At 30.2% G+C, this 12,335-nt stretch carries 8 protein-coding genes; 7 read left to right on the top strand and 1 reads right to left on the bottom strand.

Features of this window, described 5'->3' with window-relative positions; translation table 11 throughout:
* Window positions 1–3: 3 nt before the first annotated feature.
* The 3 genes from IPK18_07575 (at window position 4) to IPK18_07565 (ending at window position 6,888) form a co-directional block, all read left to right on the top strand.
* A complete protein-coding gene (locus IPK18_07575; GenBank protein ID QQR96780.1) occupies window positions 4–1,299 on the top strand; it encodes a hypothetical protein in 1,296 nt (431 codons plus the stop codon).
* 125 nt (window positions 1,300–1,424) lie between these two features.
* A complete protein-coding gene (locus tag IPK18_07570) occupies window positions 1,425–6,107 on the top strand; it encodes an alpha-2-macroglobulin (GenBank protein QQR96779.1) in 4,683 nt (1,560 codons plus the stop codon).
* 97 nt (window positions 6,108–6,204) lie between these two features.
* Complete coding sequence (locus IPK18_07565; GenBank protein ID QQR96778.1) at window positions 6,205–6,888, top strand: PorT family protein; 684 nt, start codon at window positions 6,205–6,207, stop codon at window positions 6,886–6,888.
* 59 nt (window positions 6,889–6,947) lie between these two features.
* Here the strand turns inward: IPK18_07565 and IPK18_07560 are convergent, their stop codons facing one another.
* Window positions 6,948–7,562 (bottom strand): SDR family oxidoreductase, encoded by a 615-nt coding sequence (locus tag IPK18_07560; protein QQR96777.1) that lies wholly within the window; start codon window positions 7,560–7,562, stop codon window positions 6,948–6,950.
* Between the two features lie 151 nt (window positions 7,563–7,713).
* Between IPK18_07560 and IPK18_07555 the strand changes: the two genes are divergently transcribed.
* From IPK18_07555 to IPK18_07540, 4 genes are all read left to right on the top strand, one after another.
* Window positions 7,714–8,475, top strand: coding sequence for an ABC transporter permease (locus IPK18_07555; GenBank protein QQR96776.1), 762 nt, complete (start codon window positions 7,714–7,716; stop codon window positions 8,473–8,475).
* A 4-nt stretch (window positions 8,476–8,479) separates the two neighbouring features.
* Window positions 8,480–9,259: an ATP-binding cassette domain-containing protein gene (locus IPK18_07550; GenBank protein QQR96775.1), complete on the top strand. Its 780-nt coding sequence runs from the start codon at window positions 8,480–8,482 to the stop codon at window positions 9,257–9,259.
* A complete protein-coding gene (sucD, locus tag IPK18_07545; GenBank protein QQR96774.1) occupies window positions 9,256–10,125 on the top strand; it encodes a succinate--CoA ligase subunit alpha in 870 nt (289 codons plus the stop codon). Before IPK18_07550 ends, sucD begins: the two co-directional genes overlap by 4 nt.
* Before the next feature lie 113 nt (window positions 10,126–10,238).
* The gene (locus IPK18_07540; protein ID QQR96773.1) at window positions 10,239–12,335 is read left to right on the top strand and encodes a VWA domain-containing protein; all 2,097 of its coding nucleotides are present in this window, start codon (window positions 10,239–10,241) and stop codon (window positions 12,333–12,335) included.

The raw sequence follows: 12,335 nt of genomic DNA, 5'->3' as shown, positions 1-12,335 counted from the left end.
GATATGAATGTAGTACTAAAATATTCGATGATTGTGTTGCTAATATTGACTTCATCAAAAATATATTCGCAGAGCATGGAAAACAAAGAAATTGATTGGAATAAAGTCCAAAAGCTAGAAAATGAAAGCAAAACAAAAGATGCATTAGCATTGGTTGAACAATTTTTGGAAATAGCCAAAAAGAATAATGATATGAATGCAATGATGAAATCAAATTTGTATAAGTATAAATACAAAATGGTTTTAGAAGAAGAAAGTGAGCTTAAAATAGTACAAGAAATCAACAAAAATATTGCAACATCAAATGGTGCAGAAAAAGCATTATTACATAGTATTTTGGCAGAATTATTACACCAATATTACAATAGCAATTCTTGGAAATTTGATGACAGAACAAAAACTGAGGAAATACAATCTGATGATTTTAGAACTTGGGATTTGCAAACATTAGCAGAAAATATTAGTCAACATTATCTTGCATCATTAAGCCAAAAAGAAATATTACAAAGCATAAAATTAGATAAGATTAATGACATTATCGTTAGTGAAAAAAACTCTAAAATATTTAGACCAACACTATATGATTTTTTAGCACATAGAGCAATAGATTTTTTTAATATAGATTTTGCAAATTTTGCTGAGCCAGCAAATGCATTCAGCATCGACAATAAAAAATATTTTGATGATGTAAATGACTTTGTAAATTTATCTATCACCACACAAGATACAAGTTCTAATAGTTTTAGAGTTTTAAAGATATACCAAGACTTACTGAAATTTAGATTGGCAGACAAATCGAATATGGAAGCACTTGCTGATGCTGATGTGAAAAGATTGCAATACGTTAGAGAACATTATTTTGATAAAGATGAGGCATTGTATTTATATTTTTTAGCATTAAATGATGCAAAAATAGAATATACCAAAACATCATACGGAGATGATATGTATTTTTTGCTAGCACAATTTATAAACCAAAATTTGAATAATGATTATCTAAAAAATAAGATAGACAATAAAGAAACATTTACTGCAAAAAATGTAATGAAAATTTGTAACGAATGTGTTGCATATTATCCAAATAGCAATGGTGCGCAAAACTGTATTGCAATAAGTAAAACACTACAACAAAAACATATTTTTATCACTACAGAAAAAGCATTAATACCAAATCAAAAGAACTTAGCATTAGTATCATATAAAAATGTTCAGAAAATATATCTAAAATTTGTGAGAATTAATTACGAAGACAAGGATAAAATATTTGAAACTAAAGAAAAGAAACTCAAGAAGATGTAATTAAAAGACTAAACGATAGAAAAGTACAAAAAAGCTGGACACAAGAATTAAGTAATAAGCTAGATTATAATCAACATCAAAGCGAAATTATACTGCCAGAACTTTCAACAGGATTTTATGTGTTAATGACATCTACAAATCCACAATTTTCTGTAAAAGAAGATAAAAGCGCAGTTGTTGTAAATCCACTATTTGTAACAAACTTAAGTTACACTACAAAACAACAAGATAATGTGTTTGAAATTTATGTACTAGATAGAAAAAATAGTACACCAATAAAAAACGCAACAGTCAATTTACTAAAAAGAGAGTACGACTATAACACCAGAAAAAATAAATATATATTGGTTGAAAAACTAACCACGAATGAAGCAGGTTTTGCAAGTAAAAAAATAGATATTGATAAAACATATAATTACAACAATTATTTTCAAGTAGAAATAAAATACAACACAGAAGTCTTAGCTGGCGAACAAACACACTATACATACTATTATCAAGAAGGCGAACCAACACCACAAAAAAACATTCAACTTTTTACAGATAGATCAATATATAGACCAACACAAACTATCTATTTCAAAGGTATCTTCATCGAATCTTTTAAAGGAGAAAATAAAGTACTTAAAGAACAAAAGGTAAATGTAATTTTCAGAGACGCCAACTATCAAGAAATAAGTAGACAAGAATTAACAACAAATAATTTTGGCTCATTTACAGGCACATTTATTGCACCAGCTACAGGTTTGCTTGGCAGCATGACATTAGAAACTAGCTATGGCTCTAAAAACATACAAGTAGAAGAATACAAAAGACCAAAATTTGAAGTACTATTTGATACAGTAAAAACTGCATACAACTTAAATGATACAGTAAAAATTTCAGGAACTGCAATAAGTTATGCAGGAGCAGTTTTAGACAACGCAACAGTAAAATATACAGTAACACGTGTACCTCATTTTCCTATTTGGTGTTGGTGGAACTGGAGAAAACCATACATGCCACCAACAGCACCAAAAATAATTTCGGTTGGTAGCACCACAACAGACATCAACGGAAAGTACACCATAAATTTTGATGCAATACCAGATTTAAGTTTAGATAAAAGCTTAAAACCATACTTTACTTACAACATAAATGTAGACGTTACAGACATCAATGGAGAAACGCAAAGCAACGAAACGCAAGTAAAAGTTGGATACTTAGCCATAGATGTACAAATGCAAATTCCAGAAAATATAGATGTACAAAAAGAAGAAAAAATAAGCATTATAACAAATAACTTAAATGGACAGCACGAACCAACTGATGTAGAAGTAAAAATATACAGTTTGTCGGTACCTGAAAATCCATACAAAGCAAAACTTTGGGAAGCAACCGATGAGTATTTAATCTCAGAAATTGCACATCAAAATCTTTTTCCTTACGATGTGTACAATAATGAAAACAATCCAATTAATTGGGAGAAAAATAAATTATTATATACATTTAAGTTTAATACAAACAATCAAAAAAATATTATTTTCAAACCAAATGAATTAGCAACTGGAACTTATCTTGTAGAATTTGCTTGCAAAGACAAGAACAATAATCTAATACAATTTTCTAATACATTCAATGCTACTTCATTTAATAGCACAACAGAAAATGTAAAATCTTTCTTAAACCTAAAAGTGAATAAAAGTACATTGTTGCCAAATGATACATTAATAGTAAAAATCAATTCATCATTAAAAAATGTATACGCCATCTTAGAAGTTAAACACCAAAACAGTTGGATAGAAAGAAAATTAATAAACTTAAATAATACAATACAAACCATCTCAATTCCAATAAAAGAAGAACACAGAGGTGGCATTCAAGTAAAAGCATACACTATATTAGAAAATAGATTCCACAGTCAAGCACAGTTTGTAAATGTACCATACCCAACAAAAGATTTAAAAATAGAATTTCAAACATTCAGAGATAAATTATTGCCAGGACAAAAAGAAACATGGAAGCTAAAAATACTAGGGAATAATAAAGAGAAAGTATCATCTGAATTATTAACAACAATGTACGATGCTTCTTTAGATGCATTCTTACCACATTCATTAGGTTTCTATTTACAAGGCAAACCAATTACAAACAATCTAAGTTCATTTACTGCAAATGATGGATTCGGCATTAGTCATCCAAACATTTTTTATTCAAAAAAATGGCATGATTACGGCAATACTACAAATCAAAATTACGATAGATTAAATCTGTTTGGATTATTCCTAGGTACGCCATACTACTATAATATTAGAAATGGTAAAGGAATGATGCTTAAAAGTTCTATGTCTGTTGAAAGTGCAGTATTAGATTATAGCGCAGAAGAAGCAAAAGAAGCACCAGCACCAACAGCACAATTTGATGAAGCAAAAAAATTAAAAAATGTAGAATTAGACACAGTTATAGAAGAAAAGGAAGAACCAAAGAAAATAGTGCCACGTACCAATTTAAGTGAATTAGCATTCTTTTTTCCACAACTTAAAACAGACGAAGAAGGCAATGTTGTTATAGAATTTACAATGCCAGAAACATTAACTAAATGGAAAATGTTAGGCTTGGCACACACACAAGATTTACAAACAGCACAATTCGAAAAAAGTGTCATCACACAAAAAGAATTAATGGTTGTACCAAATACACCAAGATTCATGAGAGAAGGCGATACCATTCAATTGTCATCAAAAATTACAAATTTATCTGATAAAATTCTGAATGGGAAAATTACATTAAATTTAATAGATGCTATTACAGGAAAGCAAGTGAACGATGCATTTAGAATAAATACACCTACACAAAGCTTTATAGTACAAAAAGGACAAAACACAGCAGCATTTTGGAAAATAATTGTACCAAAAGGTGTTGATGCTGTAACTTATGAAATAATTGCACAAGCAGACAACTTTAGCGATGGCGAGCAAAATACAATTCCAGTATTATCTAATAGAATGCTGGTTACAGAATCATTGCCACTTTGGGTTTCAGGCAAAGACAATAAGAAATATGTATTCAAAAAACTATTAAATAATAATTCTAAAACACTACAACACCAATCATTAACCTTAGAAATGTCAAGCAATCCAGCATGGTATGCAGTACAAGCATTACCATACATGATGGAATATCCTTACGAATGTGCAGAACAATTATTCTCAAGATATTATGCCAATACTTTAGCGTCGCATATTGCAAACTCAAATCCAAAAATTAAAAAAGTATTTGAAAAATGGAGCAATGCAAAAAGTGATGCATTGCTGAGCAATCTAGAAAAAAACCAAGAATTAAAAAATGTAATATTGGAAGAATCACCTTGGGTAAGAGATGCACAAAACGAAACAGAACAGAAAAAAAGAATAGCATTGTTGTTTGATTTGAACAAAATGGCAAATGAACAAAAAGCTGCATTAGACAAATTAGTACTATTGCAAGCACCAAATGGTGGATTTATGTGGTTTGCAGGAATGCCAGAAAATAGATTTATCACACAATACATTATTGAAGGAATTGGACATCTAAATCAACTAAAAATTATCAATGTACAGACAGATGATAGAATAGCATCAATGGTAGACAAAGCATTAAAATACTTAGACGATAGAATGAAAGAAGATTTTGATGATATAAGAAAATACGATAATAACTATATAAAAAACAACCATACAAGTTATTTCCAAATCCATTATTTATACATGCGTTCGTTTTATTCTAATAAAAAAATTGCAACACAAAATCAAGAAGCATACAACTATTTCTTGTCGCAATCAAAACAATATTGGAATGATTATAATATGTATAACAAAGCGATGATAAGCATGATTATGAATAGAAATAATGAAGCTAAAGTAGCCAATACAATAATAGAATCATTCAGACAAAATGCAATCAACAGCGAAGAATTAGGCATGTATTGGAAAGCATTAGAAAATGGCGCATGGTATTGGTACGAAGCACCAGTAGAAACGCAATCATTATTAATAGAAGCATTCTCAGAGATAACAAAAGACGAAAAATCAATTGATGCCATGAAGCTTTGGTTGCTAAAACAAAAACAAACTACAAGTTGGAAAACAACAAAAGCAACAGCAGAAGCATGCTACGCATTATTATTAAGTGGAAGCAATTGGATTGAAAGCAACCAAATTGTAGAAGTAACTGTAGATAACAAAAAAGTATCGCCAACACAAGTAGAAGAAGGCACAGGTTATTATAAAACAAAATGGGAAGCCAATGAGATAAAACCAAGCATGGCAAATATTAGCATCAAGAAAAAAGATAAAGGACCAGCTTATGGTGCAATGTATTGGCAATATTTTGAAGACATAGATAAAATTACAAGCGCAAATACCAATTTAAAATTGCAGAAAAAATATTTTGTAAAAGCACAAACAGAAAAAGGTGCAGTATTAAAGGAAATCACTGAGAAAACACCAATAAAAGTAGGCGATTTGATAACAGTGAGAATAGAATTAACTACTGACAGAAACTTAGAATATGTACATCTAAAAGATATGCGTTCTGCAGGTACAGAACCTACAAATGTATTATCACAATACAAATGGCAAGATGGATTTGGCTACTACGAAACCACAAAAGATGTAGCTACACATTTCTTTATCGATTGGTTAAACAAAGGTACATATGTATTTGAATATACACTTAGAGCATCACTTTCAGGAAATTTCTCATCAGGAATAACGCAAATAGAATGTATGTATGCACCAGAGTTTAAAGCACATAGCAATGGACAACGTCAATCAATTCATGATAAATAAGGATAATAAATTCATTGTTTTCATGTATTTGTTTGACTGTTAGTAGAATATATAACTATGTGGTATTATATTTGTTGAGTTAACTAAAAAGTACAATATGAAAAAAATAGCATTCTTATTACTCGTTGCATTAAGTATGAATACTTTTGCAAAAAAAGACATCTCAGACAAGTCAAATCGTATTGGTTTTAATCTTGGATTTAGTGCAAACAGTGTAAAATTTGAAGGACAAACAGAACAACAAACAAAAAATTTAACCAAGGTTGGTGGGATGATTGGACTTACATTCGAGCATAAGTTTGGTAAAACATTTGCCTTAGAAACAGGTGTAAATTTCTTAAATAAAGGTGGTAGAAATAAAATTCAATCAAATATAATTTCTAATGGAGGAAATTCATCACTTAATTTTTATTCTCTAGATGTGCCATTGATAGCAAAATTATACATAGGTAAGAAAAAAATATTCAATATAAATTTTGGTGGCTATGCATCGTATTCATATTTAATTCAATTAGAAACTAAAGAAGATTTTAAATATACTGCAGATGTAAACAAAAAAGAAAAAAATCCAGAAGATGGAAGTGGAAATAAAATGTTCAAACCATTTGATGCTGGTATCAATTTTGGTGCAGAATTTATATCAAGAAAAGGAATTGGTGCTGGTTTTAAATTGAATCAAGGTCTAATTGATGCTACAAATAATAAATTTGGTGGCGCATTAAATGATAAAAAATATGCATTGCACACAGGTGCACAATTATATATGATTTTCAAATTCTAATACGATTTTTAAAAATATAGCAGTAAAAATGTCGTTCAATTTTGAACGACATTTTTATTTTAAATATCACCCAACTGCGGACGAATAACAATATCTTCTACCACACTATACTTAGATAATACACTAATGCTATAAACCAAATCAGCAATATCTTCCACAGGAATAAATCTTTCAGCTGGCAAATCTACACCATTCCAAGAGTCAGTAAGTGTAGCACCAGGATGTACAGCAGTAACTTTAATATTTTTATCTTTTAATTCTTCTCTTAAACTTCTTGTAAAGCCTAATAATGCATGCTTACTTATAGCATAACTACCACCACTTGGATAGCCTTGCAATGCAACAACAGAGCAAATATTTATAATTTGTCCACTACCATTCTCAATCATCGATGGAATGACTTTTTTACTTAATCTATATGCAGATAACAAATTTGTATTGAGCATCTCCATCAGTTCATTTTCAGATTCATTAAGCATATTGCCACCTAAAAACACACCAGTATTATTGATTAAAACATCAACTGAATCTATATTTTCCTTAATGAATGAGTAAAATGACTCAACACCATCAGCTTTTGAAATATCAGCATCAATTATCTTTAGATCACCAGAAAAATCTAAATTAATGATTTCATCAATAACATTTTTTTGCTTTCTATACTTTTTGTACAACCAATTACAGTATGTCCAAACTCAATATATTTTAAAGCAATAGCTTTGCCAATACCACGCCCAATACCCGAAATAACAATATTCATAAAATTTTTTATCTCACAAAATTAAACTATTTTTATGCATTAAAATAATGATTATCTAAATACAAATGGCAGAATACGTTCACGAAAGCGGAGGACCACTATTTCACATAGGCAGATATATCTTAATGATAAAGCGGTGCTTCGTTAGTCCAGAAAGAGCTTCAATGTATTGGAAAGAAACACTACGCCAAATGTCTAATATAGGTGTGGGATCATTAATCATTATTTTGTTAATCTCATTTTTCATTGGGGCAGTATTCTCATTTCAATTTGCATACAATTTATCAAATTCTATGGTGCCAATGTATTATGTAGGCTATGTTGTAAAAGAAGCAATGATATTAGAGTTAGCTCCAACAGTTTCTTGCCTAATACTTGCAGGAAAAGTAGGCTCGAATCTAGCTTCTGAGCTAGGCACAATGCGACTTACAGAACAAATAGATGCGTTAGAAATAATGGGCGTAAATACATTCTCTTATTTAATAGGACCAAAGATAATGGCAGCCATTACAATGGTACCGATATTAGTAATCATTTCAGCAATTACAGGAATTTGGGGTGGTATGCTTTCGGGAGATTTATCAGGCTATGTATCTGCAACAGATTATATGCAAGGCGTCCTAATGAGCTTTATACCAAAAAATATATTTGTTATGTTGATAAAATCAGCAGTATTCGGTTTTTTATTAACTTCAATATCTTGCTACCAAGGATTTTATGCATATGGTAGCGCATTAGAAATAGGAAAAGCAAGTACAAGAGCAGTTGTACTAAGCTGTATTATGGTTTTATTTGCAGATTTAATTTTAGCTTGGTTGTTGTTATAATAATATGATAGAAATTAAGGACGTATATAAATCATTCGGTGAGCAGCAAGTACTAAAAGGTATTACTACAACATTTTTGCCAGGGAAAACAAATCTAATTATTGGTCAATCTGGTTCAGGAAAAACAGTATTGTTAAAATGTACTGTTGGCTTGTTAAATCCAACAGAAGGTCATATTTTTTTTGATGGCAAAGACTATGTAAAAATGGATATTGAGCAGAAGAATGAAATTAGAAGAGAACTTGGAATGCTTTTTCAAGGTGGTGCATTGTTCGATTCATTAACTGTAGAAGAAAATGTTAGATTTCCTTTGGATATGTTCACAAAACTATCACCATCTGAAAAACTAGATAGAGTAAATGAAGTATTAAAGAGAGTAAATCTTGTAAATGCCAACCATAAATTTCCATCACAAATTTCTGGTGGAATGCAAAAAAGAACAGGTATAGCAAGAGCAATAGTTATGAATCCAAAATATTTGTTCTGCGATGAACCAAATTCAGGTTTAGATCCACAAACATCTATTGTTGTTGATGAACTTATTAAAGAAATTACAGAAGAATATAATATTACTACAGTAATCAATACACATGATATGAATTCTGTAGTTACACATGGCGAAAAAATTATTTTCTTATATAAAGGCAATAAACATTGGGAAGGCGACAAAGTATCATTGTTTGAGTCAGATAATAAAGAATTAATTGATTTTATATTTGCCTCAGATTTCTTAAAAGAAGCAAGAGAAATTAGATTACAAAAATTAAAAAATAATAAGATATGAGTATTTTAGTAAACAAAGATTCAAGAGTAATAGTACAAGGTTTTACAGGCAAAGAAGGAACTTTCCATGCTGAACAAATGATTCAATATGGAACAAATGTAGTTGGTGGCGTAACTCCAGGAAAAGAAGGCACACAACACCTAGACAGACCAGTTTTTAATACTGTAGAAAATGCTGTAAAACAAACAAATGCAAATGTATCTATCATATTTGTGCCACCAGCATTTGCTGCAGATGCAATTATGGAAGCAGCAGATGCAGGTATTGAACTTATAGTAACTATTACCGAAGGAATACCTGCGCAGGATATGATAAAAGCTAAAGCCTATGTAAAACAGAAGAATGTAAGAATGATTGGGCCAAACTGTCCAGGCATAATTACATCTGATGAGTGTAAAGTAGGAATTATGCCAGGTTTCGTATTTAAAAAAGGGAAAGTAGGTATTGTATCAAAATCTGGAACACTAACTTATGAAGCAGCAGATCAAGTTGTAAAAGCTGGCTTTGGCATTTCTACAGCAATAGGCATCGGTGGCGATCCAATTATTGGAACTACCATGAAAGATGCAGTAGAACTTTTTAATAATGATGCAGAAACAGAAGCTATTGTGATGATTGGTGAAATTGGCGGAACTATGGAAGTAGATGCTGCATATTGGATAAAAGAAAATTGTAAAAAACCAGTTGTTGGCTTTATTGCAGGACAAACAGCACCAAAAGGTAGAAGAATGGGACATGCAGGCGCAATTATTGGCGGAAAAAATGATACTGCAGCTGCAAAAATGGCTATTATGAAAGAATGTGGCATTCATGTGGTAGATTCTCCAGCTTTTATGGGCAAAACATTAGCAGATGTTTTTAAATAATTGAAGTATATTTTCTCTTTTCTATTTTAGAGAATAAAAATATAGCACCTAGCACTTTGTATATATTTACTATATATTCTAAGAATATATTCCTACTTTTATACTAATTAGAGATGTCATTAATTTTTGAATATCCATATTGGTTTATTTTATTTTGTATACTTATAGGATTGCTTTTCGCTTCAATATTATATGCACGAAAAAAATTCATCTTTCACGAACAAGAAAATCCTTTACTCAAAAAAATATTATTCTTTCTAAGGTTTTTATCAACATCACTAATTGCTTTTTTATTACTTTCTCCATTAATAAAAACAAAATCTACCAAAGAAATTATACCAACAATTGTTGTGTTGCAAGATAACTCAGCATCATTAAAGCATACTTTTAATAAAAACAATCTATCAAACTACCAAGATAGAATTGAGAAATTGGTAGAGCAATTGCAAAATAAACATAATGTAAAAGTGTACACATTTGGTGATGACATTCAAGCTTTCTCACAACTCAACTTAAACGAGAATCAAACAAATATAGAGCAAGCAATAGACCAAGCATTTGCTATGCACGAACATCAGCATATTGCTGCAATTGTGTTGGCAACTGATGGTATTTATAATGCAGGCATTAATCCAGTGTATCATCCATTGGCAATGAATAAACCTATTTACACAATTGGATTAGGCGATACAACCATCCAAAAAGATGCAGCTATTAAAAACTTATCTTATCCTGAATTTGTTTACCTAAATGATAATTTTAGTCTACAAATAGATATTTCAGCTCAGAAATTAAAAGGACAAAATACAACGCTTGAAGTTTTAGATAACAATAATAAAGTTGTGCTTCAACAAAATATAAATATACAAGACGATAATTTTGTTTATAGTGCCAATGTGGTTGGAAGCGCAAATAAACCAGGCATTTTAGCTTATAAAGTTAGACTCAAATTATTGAGTGGAGAAATTATTAAAGAAAATAACTATGATGTAGCATATGTAGAAGTAATTGATGGAAGACAGAAAATTTTATTATTATATGATGTGCCACATCCAGATGTAAAAGCAATTAGACAAACCATAGAACAAAATAAAAACTACCAAATTGATGTTGTTCAGTCAAATAGTTTTAATCAACAATTTAATGATTATGATTTGGTGATTTTACACGGTGTGCCATCTACACAGAATTTTATTTCGTCATCTACATTGCAAACATTGGCAACTAGCCAGAAATCTATTTGGTACATACTTTCTGCACAAAGTAATTTGCAAGTATTCAATTCTATTCAAAATAACTTACAAATCAATGGTTCTGCAACAAATGGAAATGATGTGCAAGTTATATATCAACCTACATTTTCAAAATTTATTTTAGATGAACAAGATTTAAAAGTATTGCAACAATTGCCACCATTGTTGGCACCATTCGGAAAATATAATCTTAAGTCGAATGCAGATAATTTGTTTTTGCAACGAATTGGTAATGTAAACACACAAAACCCATTGTTTTTATTTGTAGAAGAGCAAGGCAAGAAAACTGGAATATTGGCAGCAGAAGGATTGTGGCGTTGGAAGTTGAATGAATATGCCATGAATAAAAACACAAATGCAACTGATAACCTAATAAATAAAACTGTACAATATCTAACTGTAAAATCTGATAAGCGAAGATTCAAATTATCATCAGATAAAAATATATATAATAATAATGATAATATACTTTTGGATGCACAATTGTACAACGAGAGTTTTGTTTTGGTAAATGAATCTGAGGTGAATGTGAAAATTGTAGATGATCAAAATAAAGTCTATAATTTTTCGATGGATAAAACATTAAATGCATACGCACTAAATGTTGGTGCACTGCCAGTAGGAAATTACAACGCAATTGCAAAAACAAACTACAAAGGCAAAAATTACGAAAATACAATCAGATTTTCAGTGCGTGCAGTAGCATTAGAATACACACAAACACAAGCTGATTTTTCTTTATTAAATAATTTGTCGATGCAAAGTGGAGGCAAATTCTATCTACCAAGAGATATAGAAAAAATGGCAAAAGATATTGAAGAAAATCATCAAATTAAAACCATATTGGAAGAACATACATCAACAAAACCATTAATTGATTGGAAATTATTTTTTGGTGTTATTGTGCTTCTATTAGCTGCAGAATGGTTTATTAGAAAGTATAATGGTATTGTCTAA

This window comes from Sphingobacteriales bacterium, from assembly GCA_016699615.1.
Classification (GTDB): Bacteria; Bacteroidota; Bacteroidia; order Chitinophagales; family JADIYW01; genus JADJSS01.
Note: the sequence above shows the minus strand (reverse complement) of the source record. Positions and strands in the feature narration are given on the sequence as shown.